Genomic DNA, 17,053 nt, shown 5'->3' with positions numbered 1-17,053 from the left:
CGGCTCAGCCGGCCCGGGTCAGGGTGCGCTGGTCGTGCGGACGCTCCCGCTCCGAGCCGCACAGCTCACCGGTGAGCTCCTTCACCAGCCGCACCAGGTCGGTCGGGCGGTCCGGCCCCCACCAGTCGCCCAGCAGCTCGGCCAGGGAGTCCTCGCGGGCCTTCGCCAGGCGTTCGGCGTACTCGCGTCCCCGGTCGGTCAGGATCAGGTCGGGGCCCTCGCGGACGGCGAGGTGCCGTTCCTCCACCTGGCGGGCGGCCGCCATGACGGCGGTCAGCGGCACGGGGCTGCGCTCGGCGAGCACGGCCGGCTCCACCCGGCCGTACTTCCTGACCCGCAGCAGCATCCAGCTCGCCGCCGGCAGCAGGTCGTAGCCCGCCCGCTCGGTGATCCTGCGGTAGATCTCCCGGCGGCCCTCGCGGGTGCCGAGCACCGACAGGGCGCGGCACACCTCGTCGTGCGAGGACCGTTCGACCGGGTTGCTGGCGAAGGTCTGGGTGCCGTCGGGCGCCGTGACCGAGCCGCGCAGCCGGTCCTCCTTCAGGAACCAGGCCAGCAGGAAGCCGAGGAGGGCGACGGGGGCGGCGTACAGGAAGACGTCGGTGATGGCGGTCGCGTAGGCGTGCAGGGCCTCCGGGCGCAGGGCGGGGGGCAGGGCCCCGATGCCGCGCGGGTCGGCCTTGAGCGAGTCCGCGGAGACGCCGGGCGGCAGCTGCGCGCCGCGGAAGGCGTCGGTGAGCTCGGCGCCGAGGCGGCTCGCGAAGACCGTGCCGAAGACGGCGACGCCGAAGGCCGCGCCGATGGAGCGGAAAAAGGTGGCGCCGGAGGTGGCGACGCCCAGGTCCTCGTAGGGGACGGCGTTCTGCACGATGAGGACGAGGACCTGCATCACCAGGCCGAGGCCCAGGCCGAAGACGAAGAAGTAGGTGCTCATCTCGGCGGTCGAGCTGTTCTCGTCGAGCCGGTGCAGCAGGAGCAGGCCGAAGGTGGTGACGGCGGTGCCCGCGACGGGGAACACCTTCCAGCGGCCGGTGCGGCTGACGATCTGCCCGGAACCGGTCGAGGCCAGCAGGACGCCGGCCACCATCGGCAGCATGTGCACACCGGACATGGTCGGGCTGACGCCCCGCACGACCTGGAGGAACGTGGGCAGGTAGGTCATCGCGCCGAACATCGCGAAGCCGACGACGAAGCTGATGACGGCGGAGAGCGTGAAGGTGCGGACGCGGAAGAGCTTGAGGGGCAGGACGGGCTCGGCGGCCTTGCGTTCCACCGCCGTGAACACGACGGCCAGGACGACGCCCAGCACCGCCAGGCCGATGATCTGCGGCGATCCCCACCCCCAGGTCGTGCCGCCGAGCGAGGCGACCAGCACCAGGCAGGTGGCGACGGAGGCGATGAGCAGGGTGCCCAGGTAGTCGATGACGTGCCGGGTGGCCCGGCGCGGGATGTGCAGGACCGCCGCGATCACGGCGAGCGCGACGACGCCGACGGGCAGGTTGACGTAGAAGACCCACCGCCAGCTCAGGTGCTCGGTGAAGACCCCGCCGAGCAGCGGCCCCAGCACGCTGGTCGCGCCGAACACGGCACCGAACAGGCCCTGGTAGCGGCCGCGCTCACGGGGCGGGACCAGGTCGCCGACGATCGCCATCGACAGCACCATCAGCCCGCCGCCGCCCAGGCCCTGCAACGCCCGGAAGGCGATCAGCTGGGGCATGCTCTGCGCGACGCCGCACAGCGCGGAACCGACCAGGAAGATCACGATGGCCGTCTGGAACAGCCTCTTGCGGCCGTACTGGTCGCCGAGCTTGCCCCACAGCGGGGTCGCGGCGGTCGCGGCCAGCATGTACGCGGTGACCACCCAGGACAGGTGCTCCAGCCCGCCCAGGTCGCTGACGATGGTGGGCAGCGCCGTCGACACGATGGTCTGGTCGAGGGCGGCGAGCAGCATGCCGAGGAGCAGGGCCCCGATCGAGACCAGCACGCCGCCGGAGACCTGTTCGCGCTCCTCGGGCCGTACCGGCTCCGTCGCTTCGCGCACATCCGCTGCCATCGATGACCTCCCGGCGCCGTCCCACGGGTGTCGCCACCCGTCCTCCATCCTGAACGGTGTGACCGGTTATGGCCTGTTCAGTCCTGCGGGAGGGCGGTGTTCCGGGGGCGCGTGCGCGCGAACGGTGGAGAAGATCTGCATAATCTCTGGAGTTCGCGAGGGGAGTCGCGAGGGGCGCGAGGGGAGGGACGAGCGTTGGAGCAGCAGCAGAGGCCTTCGCGGGAGCCGCAGGGACGGCCCTCGGAGCACCCGTGCCCGGAGTGCGGAGCGCCCAGGGAGGCGGACAACACGCCGTCCTGCGCCTGCGGGCCCCGCGCGGCCGACGCCCTGCGCGACGCGCGTACGGCGCAGGCGGCCGCCGCGGAGGACTTCGACCCGCTGCGGATACGGCCGTACGTCGAGCTGGACGGCGCCGGTGAGCCCACGGAGCCGGAGCCGGAGCCGGACGCCACGATGACGCTGCGCGCCGTCGGCGCCGGGCCCTGCGACGCGCCCCCGGCCACGGAGGCGACCTCCGTGCTGCCCACGCCGCTGGCGCCCTCGGCCGGCGCGCCCAGCGACCACGACCTGAGCCTGTTCGACGCCTCGGCGGCGGGCGGCCCGGCCTCCACGGCGCCGCCGGAGCCGGTGCCGGCCGGCACCGGCGGCCGCCGGCCGCGCGGACGGCGGCGGGGCGTGCTGCTCAGCGCCGCCGCGGCGGTCGTGGTCGTGGTGGGGACGGCCGGGTACGCGAGCGGGCTGTTCTCCTACGAGTCGCCGTCGCGGGACGGCGCCCTGCCGGACGAGGTCCGGGCGAGCGTCCCGGCCCCGTCGGTCACGGCGTCCTCGACGGCACCGCGGCCGAGCGCCCCGTCCGCGGAGCCGGCCACCGCGTCCCCGTCAGCGTCCGCGTCGGCGTCCGCCTCCGCGTCGGCGAGCGAGAGCCCCTCGGCCTCGCCGTCCCCCTCGGCGTCGAGCGCCTCGCCGACCCCGTCCCGGTCGCCCGAACCGACCACGACCACGCCGAGCGCCCCCGCCCTCGCCCCCGACGACGGGGAGGACGGCGACCGCGACGACGGCGGCGGCACCCTGCACCGCGGCGACCGCGGCGCCGAGGTCACCGAACTCCAGCAGCGCCTGGCCCAGCTGTACCTGTACACGGGCGCCGACGACGGCAAGTACGACCGCGAGGTCGAGGACTCGGTCCGCACCTACCAGTGGGCCCGCGGCATCCGCTCCGACGAACTGGGCGTCTACGGCGAAGCCACCCGCCAGATGCTGGAATCGGAAACCCACCGGCCCTGACGGAACGACCACCCCGGCACACGAACCGCGGGCGATCGTGCCTCCCCCAGTGCCTGAACGGCCCGGGAGGTACCCCACGGGCGGCACGGGTGGGCGCGGCAGCACCCCGTCCCCGCCGGCACCGGGCGCCCAGGACGCCTCCCGGACGCCGGCCCCCGCCCGGGGCCCGTCAGCCCACGTGCAGCCGCAGCCCGCCGCGCCCGTCGGCCTCCACCCGCACCTGCGTCAGGTCCCGCACCACCACGTCCGGCCCGTGCGCACCGGCCCGCGGCCCGACCCCCACGACCCGCATCCCCGCCGCCCGCCCGGCCGCGATGCCCGCCCCGGAGTCCTCGAAGACGACGCAGTCCGCGGGGTCGACGCCCAGTTCGGCCGCGCCCTTGAGGAACCCCTCCGGATCGGGCTTGCTCGCGCCGACCGACTCCGCGGTGACCCGGACGTCCGGCAGGGCCAGCCCGGCGGCGGCCATCCGCGCGGTGGACAGCGCGACGTCGGCGGAGGTCACCAGCGCGTGCGGCAGCTCCCGCAGCGAGGCGAGGAACTCCCGCGCCCCGGGGATCTCCACGACGCCCTCGGTGTCGGCGGTCTCCTCGGCGAGCATCCGCGCGTTGTCGGCGTGGTTCTGCTCCATCGGCCGGTCCGGCAGCAGCAGCGCCATCGAGGCGTAGCCCTGCCGTCCGTGGACGACCTTCATGACCTCGTCGCCGTCCAGCCCGTGCCGGTCGGCCCAGCGCCGCCAGACGCGCTCGACGGCGGCGTCCGAGTTGACGAGGGTGCCGTCCATGTCGAGCAGCAGGGCACGGGCGGGCAGAACGGTGGTGGCCGTCATCGGCAGACTCCAAAGCACGGGGAGGGGACAAGGCGGCCCCGCCCGCCGGTCAGGGAGAACGGGCGGGAGCCACTTTGTTTCTCCACGGTACAAAACAGGACGGGCTCGCGCCACCGTGCCCGGCGGACGTTCACCCGCCGTTCGCCCTCTCAGCCGGTGACCGCCTCCCACAGGCTCCACACACCGAGGCCCAGCATCAGCACCGCCGCGATCTTCGTGATCAGCGCCAGCGGCACCCGCTTCATCAGCGCCTTCCCGCCGACGATGCCGAGCCCGGCCACCGCCCACAGCGCGAGCACCGCGCCCAGGCCGACGGAGAGCGGGTCGTCGTAACGGGCCGCGAGGTTGGCCGTCATGATCTGCGTCAGGTCGCCGAACTCGGCGACCAGGATGAGCATGAAGCCCGCCCCGGCGACCTTCCAGAAGGACTGGTCCTCGGGCTTGCGGATCTCCTCCTCCCCGTCGTCCTTCTTCATCAGCAGCACCGCGGCGCCGCCCAGGAACAGCACGCCCGTCAGCGCGTGCACGATCTGCTGCGGCAGCAGGGTCAGCACGCTGCCGGCCGCGACCGCGAGCACGACGTGCAGCAGGAACGCGGCGGCCACGCCGGCGAAGACGTACGAGGCCCGGTAGCGGGTGCCGAGGACGAGGCCGGCGAGCGCGGTCTTGTCCGGCAGTTCGGCGAGGAAGACGACGCCGAAGACGAGCGCCGTCACGGTCAGGCTGATCAAGGAATCCTCTATCGGTCGGGGCCGCCCCGCCGAGAGTGCTGGTCCTGCGCGAACGACACCTCGGCACGGCAGCACACGGTCGCCCCCGCCGTACGGCACGGGCGTGCACTGCTTGCCGAAGGTCTCGCTGGCGGCCCCGTGACCGGGGTCCGCCTCCGGGCGCCGGCTCAGACGAGCTGAGCAGTATGTCGACGGTCCGGCGAAGAGCTACTCCCCTTCTGCGCCGTCCATAGTACGCGAGCCCCCGCACGCCCTCGAGGGGCGAAAGTCCCGCCGCACTCCTAGACGTGCCATGCACACGTCACTAGCTTCTTACCGGCCGCACACCCGTGCGCCATGCGGCCTCGCGAGCATTCCCCTCGCCCGCACCCAAGGCCCCCACACCCCAAGGGAGTTCGCATGCCCAGGTTCTACGCGCGTCGACGCCTCGCCGGCCTCGCCGCGCTCACCGGACTCATAGCCTCCGCCGGGCTGTTCAACGGCCCGGCCGCCTCCGCCGCCCTGCCCACCCCGGTGAGCGCCGCCACCGCCCGCTCCTACCTCGCCTCCCTCACCGTGGCCGCCGAGAACCGCACCGGTTACGACCGCGACCTGTTCCCGCACTGGATCACCCAGTCGGGCACCTGCAACACCCGCGAGACGGTCCTCGAGCGCGACGGGTCCGGCGTCGTCACCGACTCCGCCTGCGCCGCCACCTCGGGAAGCTGGTACTCCCCCTACGACGGCGCCACCTGGACCGCCGCCTCCGACCTCGACATCGACCACCTGGTCCCGCTCGCCGAGGCGTGGGACTCCGGCGCGAGCGGCTGGACCACCTCCCGGCGCCAGGCGTTCGCCAACGACCTGACCCGCCCGCAGCTCCTGGCCGTCACCGACAACGTCAACCAGGCCAAGGGCGACCAGGACCCGGCCACCTGGATGCCCTCCCGCACCGCCTACCGGTGCACGTACGCGCGCGCGTGGGTGCAGGTGAAGTACTACTACGGCCTCTCCGTCGACTCCGCCGAGAAGTCGGCGCTGACGAACCAGCTCGCGAGCTGCTGAGACCGCCCCGGCTCCGGCGCGGACACTCCCCGCACCCCTCCGTCGTTCCGTACCGTACGGGGCGACGGAGGAGGGGATCGCCATGGCGGAACTGCGCCTTGGACCACTGCTGAGGTACAACGACGGCTCGTCCGCGACCATCTGGGCCGAGACGAACCGTCCCTGCACCGCCGAGGTGCGCTGTGCCGACGGCGCGCACGGCACGGCCCGCACGTTCCAGGTCGCGGGCCACCACTACGTCCTGGTCCCGGTGACCGGCCTGACGCCCGGGACGGCGACGGAGTACGAGGTGCTGCTCGACGGCGCCCCCGTGTGGCCGCCGCCCGACTCGCGCTTCCCGCCCTCGGTGATCGCCACGCCGGCCGCCGACGACGGCCTGCGCGTCGCCTTCGGCTCCTGCCGCTGGGCCGCACCGCCGGCCGGCGGGAAGGACCCGGTGGGCCCGGACGCCCTGGACTCCCTCGCGACCCGCGTAGCGGCCGACCCCGGGGGCACGCGGCCCGACGTGCTGCTGCTGCTCGGCGACCAGGTGTACGCCGACGAGGTCTCCGACGCGACCCGCCGCTGGATCGCCGGACGCCGCGACCTGGCGGAGCCCCCGGGCGACCAGGTCGCGGACTACGAGGAGTACACCCGGCTCTACGACGAGTCGTGGAGCGACCCGGAGGTGCGCTGGCTGCTGTCCACCGTGCCCTCGTGCATGGTCTTCGACGACCACGACGTGATCGACGACTGGAACACCTCCGCCGCCTGGGTCGCCGACATGCGGGCCACCGGCTGGTGGCGCGAGCGGATCCTGAGCGGCCTGATGTCGTACTGGGTGTACCAGCACCTGGGGAACCTCTCCCCGGCCGAGCTGGCCGCCGACCCCCTCTACGCGGCCGTCCGCGCGGCCCCCGACGGCACCGACGCGCTGCGGGACTTCGCCGCGCGGGCCGACGCCGACCCGGCCTCCGTGCGCTGGAGCTACCGGCGCGACTTCGGCCGCGTGCGGCTGGTGATGGTGGACTCCCGCGCCGCCAGGGTCCTGGACGAGGACCGGCGCGCGATGCTCGACCCGGGCGAGGCCGCCTGGCTGCGCGAGCAGGTGCTGGACGGGCGGGGTGACGGCGGGGGCGCCTACGACCACCTCCTCGTCGGCACCTCCCTTCCCTGGCTGCTGCCCCATCTCGTGCACGACCTCGAAGCGTGGAACGCCTCGATGTGCGGCGGCGAACGGGGCGAGCGCTGGGCCCGGCTCGGGGAGCGGATCCGGCGCGGGGCGGACCTGGAGCACTGGCCGGCGTTCCCGTCCTCCTTCGACGCGCTCGCCGGTCTGATCGCCGACGCCGGCACGGGGCCGGGTGCGCCCGCGACGGTGAGCGTGCTGTCGGGGGACGTCCACCACGCCTACGTGGCCGAGCCGTCCTGGCCGGGCCGGGACCCCGACGCCCGGGTCGTGCAGCTGACCTGCTCCCCCGTGCACAACTCCGTCCCGCTGTCGATGCGCCTCGGCTTCCGTTTCGGCTGGAGCGCCCCGGCGCGTGCCCTCGGGAGGCGCATCGCCCGGCACGGCCGCTGTTCGCCTCCGGCGGTCTCCTGGCGCAAGACCGGCGGCCCCTGGTTCGGCAACCAGCTCATGACGCTGACCCTGCGCGGGCGCTCGGCCCGACTGCGCCTGGAGCGGGCCCGGTCGGAGGGCAACGGCGCGCCGGCGCTGCGGACCGTCACGGAAAGGGAGTTGGCGTAGGCGACCGGCCGGTCCGCGGGTAGGAAACCAGTCACGCGGGGCGGAGCGCAGCCCTTCATGGGAGCGCTCCCACCTGCCGAGACGCCTGCGAAGCCTCAACAACCGCTGGTTAAGCCATGGCCAAATGTTGAACTTGCAAGCACTGCTTAGGGTCACCTAACGTGGGCAGCCCACTCGGTTCCGTCCCCCACCGGTCCCCCCTGGGCCGGCCCGACCGAAGGAGCACCCCCCACATGTCCGGACGCCTGGACAGCGCGCAGCCCTACGCCCTCGGCCTGTTCCGCATCGTCGTCGGCCTGCTCTTCGCCTGCCACGGCGCCGCCTCCCTCTTCGGCGTGCTCGGCGGCGCCTCGGGAGGCGGCGGCACGATAGAGGCCGGCACCTGGCCGGGCTGGTACGCCGCCGTGATCCAGCTCGTCGCCGGCGCCCTCGTCCTGCTGGGCCTCGGCACGCGCGCCGCCGCGGTCGTCGCCTCGGGATCGATGGCGTACGCCTACTTCACGGTGCACCAGCAGGAGGCCCTGTGGCCGATGGAGAACGGCGGCGAGGCCTCCGCCATGTTCTGCTGGGCCTTCCTGCTGCTGGCCTTCACCGGTTCCGGCGCCTTCGGCCTGGACCGCCTCCTGGCCCGGCGCGCGTCCGAGCCGGAGGAGCGGGCCGCGGAGCAGACGCCCGTCGCGGCCTGAGCCCGCCGGAGCGGCGCCCACCTCGTACGGGATGGGCGCCGCTCCGCGTCCGCGGCGGCCGGGTGAACACTCCGTGGCGTGCCCGCGTGCCCCTGTGAACCGTCCGTCACACCCCGGGCGTACGCTGTATGGCTGTCATCGACCGCTCCTGCCGTTTCCCCGCGCATCGCGGCACGGTCCGGTCCACGGGGGCTTCACGGGAGTGTGTGGTGGTCGAGGGTTTCGGGAACGTCGCAGCGCTGGTCAGCAGCCCATGGATCTACGTGCTGGTGGCCCTCTCGGTGCTCTTCGACGTCTTCCTGCCGGTGCTGCCGAGCGGCGTGCTGGTGATCACGGCGGCCACGGCGGCGGCCGCGGGCTCGGGCGCGGCGGCGGCCGGACGGGTGCCGCACGACGTCCCCGACATCCTGCTCCTCCTGCTGTGCGCCACGACCGCCTCCGTCCTCGGCGACCTGGTGGTCTACCGCCTGGCCTGGCGCGGCGGGGCCCGGCTGGACCGCGCGATCGCCCGGTCCCGCCGGCTGACCACGGCGCAGCAGCGTCTCGGCGGGGCGCTCGCCCGCAGCGGGGGCGCCCGGGGCGCGCTCGTCGTCCTGGCCCGCTTCGCCCCGGCCGGCCGCTCGGTCGTGTCCCTCGTCGCCGGAGCCGCCCACCGCAAGGTCCGCGAGTTCCTGCCCTGGTCCGCCCTCGCCGGGCTGTCCTGGGCCGCCTACAGCGTCGCCCTCGGCTACTTCGGCGGCCAGTGGCTCGGCGCGAGCTGGCTGGCGACGGGGGTGTCCCTGCTCGCGCTGTTCGGCGCGGGGGCGGGCGCGGCGTACCTGATGCGCCGCCAGCCGCAGGCCGGCGAGGCCTCCTAGCCGGCCCCGGGAGGCCCGGTCACGGCGGCGTCGCCCCGCCCCGGCGCGCGCCGGCCCCTCCCCGTACCTCCAGGCCGTCCAGCAGCTCGGCCGTGGCCGCGGCGACGGCCTCCACGGCCCGGTCGAAGACCTCCCGGTTGTGCGCGGCCGGCGCCCGGAACCCGGACACCTTGCGCACGTACTGGAGGGCGGCGGCCCTGATCTCGTCCCCGGTGGCCTCCTCGGCCGACGCGGGCGGGCGAAGCGTCCTGATGCTGCGGCACATGACTCCAGTCTCCCCCCGGGCCCGGCACGTACGGCACCCGCGGCCGGGCCACCCGTTCGCGTGAACCACCGAAGGGAACGCGCACCCGAAAATCGAACAGTCGTATCATTGGGGCGTGGCTACGACCTATGACTTCCCCAGTGACCTCCTCGCCGGTCAGGAGGAACTGCGTCAGGTCCGGGCCGAGTTGTCGGCCCTGCTGAAGAGGCTCCCCTGGTCCGTCGAGCCGCTGGACGGCTTCAGCGACGACAACGGCTGGCGCAAGGTCGAGCGCCCCGCCTCGCCCGGCTGGTCGCAGGACGAGCAGGCCGAGGTGGACAAGCTCCGGCAGCGCGAGCGCGAACTCGCCGTCTTCGTCAGCACCCACCGCTACTGGACCGAGATCACCGGCCCCGACCGCGTGGACGCGCGCACCCGGCTGAAGCACGCGCACGGCACCCGGCCGGAGCGGGACGACAGGGAGTAGCGACAGACGCACGCGAGAGGCCCCCGGAGATCTCCGGGGGCCTCTCGGCCGGCGCCGACGCCGGTCCTGGTGGGCGCGGACGGTTTCGAACCGCCGACATCCTGCTTGTAAGGCAGGCGCTCTACCCCTGAGCTACGCACCCGGGACGAGTCGACAGCCTACATGGCCCGGGACCCGGTCCGGCAAACGCGTCACGGGCCGCATCCACGGCCGGGGGTTACCCCCACCCCGGATCCGGGAGCGGCCCGGATCCCGCCGAAAGCCGCCCCTCCGTACGGTCGGAGGACCTCGCCGCACCGGGGCCCGCTCCACGGGTCCGGCCGGCGGCACCTCGTCGTCCGACCCTGGGGGAAACCGACATGTCCCGCCGCATCCTTCCGGTCCGCGCGCTCGCCGCCGCCGGCGCCGTCGCCGTCCTCGTCGCGGGGCTCGGCGCCTGCTCCTCCGCCGAGGAGGACAAGGACCCCGACCACCGGTCCTTCGCCCTCCAGGGCACCACCCTCACCGTCGACGCCGACGACTCCGCGCTGGAGATCGTCGCCGCCGACGGCAACGCGTCCGGGAAGATCGACGTGACCCGGTGGTTCGAGGGCTCGGTCGCCCTCGGTTCCGACCCCGAGGTGACCTGGAGCATGGACGGCGACCGGCTGAAGCTGCGGACCCACTGCTCCGGCGTGATCGCCGACTGCGCCACCAAGCACCGCGTGGAGGTGCCCCGCGGCATCGCCGTCACGGTGAGGACCGACGACGGCAGCGTCCGGGCACGGGGTTTCCGGGACGCGCTGGACATCCGCACGGCGGACGGGTCCGTGCGCGTCAGCGACACCACCGGGCCGCTGGCGCTGCGCAGCGACGACGGGTCGCTGCGCGCGGAGGTCTCCTCGCGCCGGGTGGACGCCGCCACCGAGGACGGTTCGGTCCGCCTCGAGCTCGGGGCCGTCCCGGACCTGGTGGAGGCCCGCAGCGACGACGGCTCCGTCACGGTCGACCTGCCCCGGGCCGCGTACAAGGTGTCCGCCGACAGCGACGACGGGTCCGTCCACGTGTCCGTCCCCCGGGACGACACGAGCTCCCACGTGGTGAACACCCGTACCCGGGACGGCAAAGTCACGGTCCGGACCGCGAACTGACCGGCCCGTGTGTTCGTCTCTCACGGGTGGGAGAATGAACCCGGGCAGGACGGACGACACGGGAGAGTGATGTGACGGCGACACCATCGCAGCCGCACTCGCCGATGGTGCCGCGCGCGCCGCGCCTGCCGCGCCGGCCCCCCGGGAGGCGCCCGCCCGGCGCGCTCCGTGACACGCTCGCCCTGCTGGGCCTGCCGCTGCTGGCCGCGCTCGCCCTGCCCGCCGCGTTCGCCGGCGGCGGCACCCGGCGCTGGTTCGGCGGACGGGCCGAGAACCAGCGGGCCGAGGCGCAGGCCGCGAAGGACGCCGCCGCGGCGGCCTTCTACGAGCTGGACACCGCCCAGCGGGACCTGCGGATCTCGATCGAGACGATCGCGGCCGTCGACTCCTCCCCCGCCGCCCGGCGTGCCGCCGACCACTTCGCGGCGCTGGGCCGGCGCATCGACGAGGCCAGCGGCCGGTACATCAGCGCCGTCGACGCCCACGACCTGGACCGGGACGACCTGGAGGCGTCGGCCGCCTCCCGCGCCCGCACCGAACTGACCGCCGCCAAGGACGAGCTGGGCCGGGTCAAGCAGGAACTGGACCGCTTCGCCGAAGGGCTCGGTCCGCTGCTCGGCAAGGCCGAGACCCAGCTGGCCCGGCTCGCCCCCGCCGTCGAGCGGGCCCGGCAGACCCTGCTCGCCGCCTCCGACGCCCTGGACGCCGCACGGGGCGCCGGGCTGGAGGCGGACGACCTCGCCGCCCGTCTCGCCGCCCTGGGACCGGAGCTGACCCGGCTGAACCAGGGCGCCGGACAGCACGGCGTGCCGCAGACCCTGGAACGGGCCGAGCGGGTCACCCGGGAGGCCGAGGCCGTCCGCGCCGAGGCCGAGCGGCTGCCCGAGCGGGCCGCCGAGACCGACCACCGGCTGGTGTCCCTGCGCACCCGCGCCCAGGCCCTGACCACCCGTGCCGAGCAGGTCGAGCCGGTGCTGAGCGAGCTGCGGCGGCGGTTCACGGCCGCCTGCTGGCAGGACCTCCAGCACGTGCCCGACCACGCCGCCGAAACGGTCCGGCAGGCCGAGGACAAGCTGGCCGAGGCGCAGCGTGCCCGCGACGGGCAGCGCTGGCCCGACGCCACCGCCCTGCTGTCGACGGTCCGGGCCCTGCTGAACAGCACCGACGAGGCCGTCTCCGCCGCCGGCGACCGGCTGCGGCGGCTCAACGCCGTGCAGAAGGACCCGCAGCAGGAGATCGAGCGCACCCGGTTCGCGATCCGCGACGCCCAGCGGCTCGCCATGGCGGGCCGCAACACCCCCGACCCCCGGCACGCGCGGCCCCTGGACGACGCCGTGGCCCGGCTGGAGCGGGCGATCCTCACGCTGGAGGGCCGGCACCCCGACTACTGGCACTTCCTGACGGAGACGGACGCGGTCCGCCGGACGGCCGCCGACGTGGTGGCGCGCATCCGCGAGGAACGGGGAAGCGGTCACTGAGACCGGCTTCCGCCACCGGGGCCGGCCGCCCGGGAGCGCCGGTTAACCTGTGCGCATGCCTCGCTACGAGTACCGCTGCCGCAGCTGCGGCGACACCTTCGAACTGAGCCGTCCCATGGCCGAGTCCTCCGCCCCCGCGCCCTGCCCGGCGGGCCACGACGACACGGTGAAGCTGCTGTCGACGGTCGCCGTCGGCGGCTCGGCCTCCGCACCGGCCCCGGCGCCCCGCGCGGGCGGCGGAGGCGGTTGCTGCGGCGGGGGCTGCTGCGGCTGACCGGTGCCGCCGGGCCCCAGGGCCCCGGCGGCTCAGGATCCCTTCAGGTTCGCCCGCCTAGCGTGGGGACATGGCAGTCATCGCGGCGGAGGCGACGGGCGGCGCGCCCCGGTGGATCAGCGACCTGATGGACACCCTCGGCGCGCCCGGGGCCGGGCTGGCCGTCGCCCTGGAGAACCTCTTCCCGCCGATCCCGAGCGAGGTCGTCCTGCCGCTGGCGGGCTTCGCGGCCGGCACCGGCGACATGAGCCTGGTCGCCGCGCTCGTGTGGACCATCGCCGGTTCGGTCGTGGGCGCCCTCGCGCTGTACGGCATCGGGGCGCTCCTCGGCCGGGAGCGGACGATCGCCGTGGCGGCCCGGCTGCCGCTGGTGAAGGTCTCGGACGTCGAGCGCACGGAGGAGTGGTTCCGCCGGCACGGCACCAAGGCCGTGTTCTTCGGCCGGATGCTCCCCGTCTTCCGCAGCCTGGTCTCCGTCCCGGCGGGCGTGGAGCGCATGCCCCTGCCGGTGTTCACGGCGCTGACCGCCGCGGGCAGCGCCGTCTGGAACACCGCCTTCGTCCTGGCGGGCTACTTCCTCGGCGACAACTGGCACCGGGTCAGCACCGTCGTCTCCGCGTACTCCAAGGTCGTGCTCGGCGCCGCCGCGCTGGCCGTGGTGGTCTTCGTGCTCCTGCGGCTGCTGCGCCGGGGCCGCGGCAGCCGCCGCAAGGCCGACCGGCGGTGAGCGGCGCCGGGCGCGTCCGCTAACGGCCGCGCGCCGCCGTGAGGAACTCCCGCAGGATCCGCTCCCCCGCCAGCACCCCGCGCTCGGGCAGGGCGTCGACCGCCGGCGCCGCCCAGCCGGAGTCGGCCAGCTCGCCGTGGCCGGGACGCCAGCCCCGGTCCGCGGCCAGCAGCAGGTCGGTGTCGAGGAGGGAGTCGCCGGCGGCCAGGGTGAGGTCGGCGCCGGTGCGGCGGGCGACCTCGCGCACGGCGGCGCCCTTGGTCAGCGGTCTGGGCACGGCGTAGATCTTGCGGCCCTGGAGGGACACGGTCCAGCCGCGGTCCTCGGCCCAGACGGCGAGTTCCTTCACCCAGTCCTCGGGCAGCAGCTCGCGCTCGACGACGAGGTAGGCGAACAGGTCCTCGGCGACCCGCTGCCTGCGCACCCACACCGGGTCGGCGGCGCGCGTCAGGTGGTCGCGGACCTCGTCCAGCGGGGCGCACTCGTCGGCCAGCCGCGCGGTCACCCGTGCGTGCCAGTCGGGGTCGGTGACGCCGTCGACCAGCAGGTGGCCGCCGTTGGCGCAGATCGCGTACTCCGGCGGGGGGCCGGGGAGCCTGATGCGCCGGTACTGCTCGCGGGTGCGGGTGGTGGTCGGCACGAAGACGGCCGTGCCGCCGAGGTCGGCCAGCAGTCCGGCGGCCGTCTCCGTCATGTAGGACAGGGGCCTGCTCCCGTAGACCTCCACGCACAGCAGCCGGGGCGCCCTCGCGTCGGGCATCGTCAGTCCCAGGGCGGCCGCGGAGTAGATGAGCGTGCGGTCGAGGTCGCTCGCGACGAGCACCGGCATCAGCGGGTCACCGCCCTGCCGTCGGCGCCGGTCGCGCCGCGCGTGTACTTCGGGTGGATCAGCCCGACGCAGGTGTAGGGCAGGCCGTCGACCTCCTCCACGGGGACGCCCCGCTGCTCGGCCAGCAGCCGCACGTGGTCCAGGTCGGCGCCCGCGCCGGCCCGGGCGAGCACCTTCCAGGGCACCCGGCGCAGCATCACGCGGGTGGTCTCGCCGACGCCGGGCTTGACGAGGTTGACGTCGTGGATGCCGTACTCCTCGCTGATGCGCTCGACGGCGGCCCAGCCCTCCCAGGTGGGGGTGCGGTCCGCGGCGAGGAGTTCCTTGGCCTGGGCGTCGACGGTGCCCGCGACCTCCGGGAAGCGGGCGGAGACGGCGTCGAGGAAGGCCGCCGAGAGGTCGGCGCCGGCGAGTTCGCGGTAGAACTTCGCGCCGTGGTAGTCGTGCGGGCCGACCAGGTCGGCGCGGAGCACGGTGCGGGATATCAGCCCGGAGACGGTGGAGTTGAGGCAGGCGGACGGGATGAGGAAGTCGTCGCGGGTGCCGTAGGTGCGTACGCAGGAGCCCGGGTCGGCGAGGACGGCGATCTCCGGGTCGAAGCCGGTGATGCCGTCGGAGGCCTCGAAGTCGCGCAGCGCGGCGGCGAGTTCGCGGGCGATGGCGCCCTTGCCGGTCCAGCCGTCGACGAAGACGACCTCGGCCGGGTCGTGGTCGGCGGCCAGCCGGCGCAGCGCGTTGGCGTCGATGCCGCGGCCCCGGACGATCGAGACGGCGTAGTGCGGCAGGTCGAGGCCGTGCCGGTACTGCGCCCAGCGGCGCATCAGGATGCCGACGGGGGTGCCCGCGCGGGCGAGGGAGACCAGGACGGGGCGCGGCGACCGCTCGGTGAGCACGATCTCGGTGACGGCGCCGACGGCTCGCGCGAGGCGGGCGGCGGACGCCTCCAGCGCCGCGTGGAACAGTTCCTGGTACTGCTCGCTGGGCTGGTACTCGACGGGCAGCGACTCGGCGTAGTGGGCGCCGCCCCGCTGGATCGCCTCCTCGCGCTCCTCGGTCGGCGCCTCCAGCGTCACCTCGGAGAGGTCCTGGAGCAGCCAGCCGACCTCGTCGGGGGCGTACGAGGAGAAGGCGGGGCCGCGCAGGGGCTCGGGCAGCATCGGGGGCCTTTCGGGGGCGTGCGGGGGCCCGGGGGAGCCGGGCGCGTACGACGGGACGACCGCGAGCAGGACGTGCGGGACGTGCGCGGCCAGCCGGGCCGTCAGCCCGTCCGGCGCGTGCAGCGCGGGGGTGTCGGCGGCCGAGTCGACGACGGCGACGACGGCGTCGAAGCCGCCGCCCGCGACGTTGTAGGCGTAGCGCTCGCCGGGGCCGTCGGCGGGGTCGTCGTGCGCGGGGAAGACCAGGCGGGTGCGTATCGCGTACCCGGGGTCGTCGACCGCGAGGACGGGCGAGCGGGTGGTGGTGGAGTAGCGCACCTCGGCCCCGACGGTCCGCTCCAGCTCGCAGGCCAGGCGCAGCGGGGCGTACATCAGCTCCTCGGAGCCGAGGACGAGCACGCGGCGCGCGCCGGCGGGCAGCGCCCGGGCGATCCGGGCGGCCATGGCGGGCAGGGCGGATTCGAGGCGGGCGCGGTGGGCGGGGGTGAAGCCGTGCCGGCCGCCGTCGGGGAGGCCGGGGGGCCAGCGCAGGTCCACGGGGGTGGCACGGGTGCGGTGGTCGTGCGCGTGGCCGGGGGCCGGTCGCGCGGTGGCTTCACGGCTCACGGGGCCGGCGGCGCCCTTCGGGGGCGCGGGGGCCTGCGCGGCCGGCCACGACGGCGCCGCGGACGACGGACCACCGGCCCCGGCGCCTTCCGCCTCGTAGCGCGCCACCAGCGCCTGCCCCTTCTCCAGCACCCCTTCCGGCAACCGCACCGTCCCCGAAGCCGCCGCCACGAGGTCCACCCGCGCGCCGATCTCCCGCGCGAACTCCTCGAGCCGCCCCACGTCCGCCGCGGACCGCATGTCCACCAGGGCGACCACCACGTACCGCTCCCGCGGATACCGCTCGTGCAGGTCGCGCACGGTGTTCAGCACCGTGTTCCCCGTGGAGAACTCGTCGTCGACCAGGACCAGGGGCCCGTCGCCGGCCAGCAGCGCCGGGTCCTCGGGCAGCAGCAGGTGGGAGGTGGCGTGCGAGTGGGACTCCTCGAAGCCGCCCGCGCGGGCGACCCCGGTGACGGGGCGGCGGGTGGAGTGCAGGTACGGGGCGTCGCCCAGGCCGTCGGCGACCGAGTGGCCGAGTCCGGTGGCGGTCTCCGCGTAGCCGAGGACGACGGCCCGGCCGGTCTCCTCGGCGCCCAGCAGGTCGCGGACGCGGCGGCCGAGGACGAGACCGTGGCCGTACACGACGGAGGGGGACTGCGGGACGTGCTTGCCGAGCACGTGGGACACGAGCAGGTGGGCGCGCTTGGGGTTGCGGCGCAGGGCGAGCCCCAGCATGCCGGTGAGGGCGTCGTCGCCCGCGAGTTCGACGCCGAGCCGCTCCGCGACCCAGCTGCCGGACCAGACACCGGCGTGCCCCTCGGCCCGCGGCCCCTCGCTCATCTGCTCGTGCCTCCCGTGGTCCACTGCGTCGTTCATCGGTTCCTTGGGTTCGGTCGGACGGGTTCGGTCGGACGGGTTCGGTCGGG

General features: G+C 75.0%; 16 protein-coding genes and 1 tRNA gene. 10 read left to right on the top strand and 7 right to left on the bottom strand.

The features are described from left to right. Nucleotides 1-4 precede the first annotated feature (4 nt). Nucleotides 5-2,053 (bottom strand): MDR family MFS transporter, encoded by a 2,049-nt coding sequence (locus tag ACZ4V6_RS03130; RefSeq protein ID WP_467822005.1) that lies wholly within the window; start codon nt 2,051-2,053, stop codon nt 5-7. 195 nt (nt 2,054-2,248) lie between these two features. Between ACZ4V6_RS03130 and ACZ4V6_RS03125 the strand changes: the two genes are divergently transcribed. Continuing rightward, nucleotides 2,249-3,337 carry a peptidoglycan-binding domain-containing protein gene (locus ACZ4V6_RS03125; protein ID WP_467822004.1) on the top strand — a complete coding sequence of 363 codons (1,089 nt, stop codon included), beginning with the start codon at nt 2,249-2,251 and terminating at the stop codon, nt 3,335-3,337. A gap of 169 nt (nt 3,338-3,506) precedes the next feature. Here ACZ4V6_RS03125 and ACZ4V6_RS03120 read toward each other — a convergent pair whose 3' ends face one another. Next, a complete protein-coding gene (locus ACZ4V6_RS03120; RefSeq protein WP_467822003.1) occupies nt 3,507-4,166 on the bottom strand; it encodes an HAD family hydrolase in 660 nt (219 codons plus the stop codon). Between the two features lie 149 nt (nt 4,167-4,315). Continuing rightward, entirely contained in the window at nt 4,316-4,897 is a 582-nt protein-coding gene (locus tag ACZ4V6_RS03115) for a TMEM165/GDT1 family protein (RefSeq protein WP_467822002.1), read from the bottom strand. Between the two features lie 399 nt (nt 4,898-5,296). Between ACZ4V6_RS03115 and ACZ4V6_RS03110 the strand changes: the two genes are divergently transcribed. The 4 genes from ACZ4V6_RS03110 (at nt 5,297) to ACZ4V6_RS03095 (ending at nt 9,213) form a co-directional block, all read left to right on the top strand. Continuing rightward, entirely contained in the window at nt 5,297-5,941 is a 645-nt protein-coding gene (locus ACZ4V6_RS03110; protein WP_467822001.1) for an HNH endonuclease family protein, read from the top strand. A gap of 82 nt (nt 5,942-6,023) precedes the next feature. Continuing rightward, nucleotides 6,024-7,670 carry an alkaline phosphatase D family protein gene (locus ACZ4V6_RS03105; RefSeq protein ID WP_467822000.1) on the top strand — a complete coding sequence of 549 codons (1,647 nt, stop codon included), beginning with the start codon at nt 6,024-6,026 and terminating at the stop codon, nt 7,668-7,670. A 233-nt stretch (nt 7,671-7,903) separates the two neighbouring features. Next, entirely contained in the window at nt 7,904-8,356 is a 453-nt protein-coding gene (locus ACZ4V6_RS03100; RefSeq protein ID WP_467821999.1) for a DoxX family protein, read from the top strand. Nucleotides 8,357-8,565: 209 nt separating this feature from the next. After that, a complete protein-coding gene (locus ACZ4V6_RS03095) occupies nt 8,566-9,213 on the top strand; it encodes a DedA family protein (RefSeq protein WP_467821998.1) in 648 nt (215 codons plus the stop codon). A 19-nt stretch (nt 9,214-9,232) separates the two neighbouring features. Here the strand turns inward: ACZ4V6_RS03095 and ACZ4V6_RS03090 are convergent, their stop codons facing one another. After that, a complete protein-coding gene (locus tag ACZ4V6_RS03090; protein ID WP_467821997.1) occupies nt 9,233-9,478 on the bottom strand; it encodes a DUF2277 domain-containing protein in 246 nt (81 codons plus the stop codon). Between the two features lie 115 nt (nt 9,479-9,593). On the opposite strand from ACZ4V6_RS03090, the gene ACZ4V6_RS03085 reads away from it, so the two are divergent. Beyond that, on the top strand, nt 9,594-9,944 hold the full coding sequence (locus tag ACZ4V6_RS03085) for a hypothetical protein (protein ID WP_467821996.1): 351 nt from the start codon (nt 9,594-9,596) through the stop codon (nt 9,942-9,944). A 67-nt stretch (nt 9,945-10,011) separates the two neighbouring features. Here ACZ4V6_RS03085 and ACZ4V6_RS03080 read toward each other — a convergent pair. Then, nucleotides 10,012-10,086: transfer RNA gene (locus ACZ4V6_RS03080), tRNA-Val, on the bottom strand. Between the two features lie 217 nt (nt 10,087-10,303). Here ACZ4V6_RS03080 and ACZ4V6_RS03075 point away from each other — a divergent pair. From ACZ4V6_RS03075 to ACZ4V6_RS03060, 4 genes are all read left to right on the top strand, one after another. Next, nucleotides 10,304-11,074 carry a DUF4097 family beta strand repeat-containing protein gene (locus tag ACZ4V6_RS03075; RefSeq protein ID WP_467821995.1) on the top strand — a complete coding sequence of 257 codons (771 nt, stop codon included), beginning with the start codon at nt 10,304-10,306 and terminating at the stop codon, nt 11,072-11,074. A 71-nt stretch (nt 11,075-11,145) separates the two neighbouring features. Beyond that, a complete protein-coding gene (locus tag ACZ4V6_RS03070; protein WP_467821994.1) occupies nt 11,146-12,552 on the top strand; it encodes a hypothetical protein in 1,407 nt (468 codons plus the stop codon). 55 nt (nt 12,553-12,607) lie between these two features. Then, nucleotides 12,608-12,826 carry an FmdB family zinc ribbon protein gene (locus tag ACZ4V6_RS03065; protein ID WP_161163936.1) on the top strand — a complete coding sequence of 73 codons (219 nt, stop codon included), beginning with the start codon at nt 12,608-12,610 and terminating at the stop codon, nt 12,824-12,826. 70 nt (nt 12,827-12,896) lie between these two features. Then, entirely contained in the window at nt 12,897-13,553 is a 657-nt protein-coding gene (locus ACZ4V6_RS03060; RefSeq protein WP_467821993.1) for a DedA family protein, read from the top strand. 19 nt (nt 13,554-13,572) lie between these two features. Here the strand turns inward: ACZ4V6_RS03060 and ACZ4V6_RS03055 are convergent, their stop codons facing one another. Next, a complete protein-coding gene (locus tag ACZ4V6_RS03055; RefSeq protein WP_467821992.1) occupies nt 13,573-14,382 on the bottom strand; it encodes an HAD family hydrolase in 810 nt (269 codons plus the stop codon). Then, complete coding sequence (locus tag ACZ4V6_RS03050) at nt 14,382-16,967, bottom strand: phosphoribosyltransferase (protein ID WP_467822231.1); 2,586 nt, start codon at nt 16,965-16,967, stop codon at nt 14,382-14,384. Before ACZ4V6_RS03050 ends, ACZ4V6_RS03055 begins: the two co-directional genes overlap by 1 nt. Between the last annotated feature and the right edge of the window lie 86 nt (nt 16,968-17,053).

Source organism: Streptomyces sp. NPDC029152 (assembly GCF_055564355.1).
This window is presented reverse-complemented; position numbering and strand designations above follow the sequence as displayed.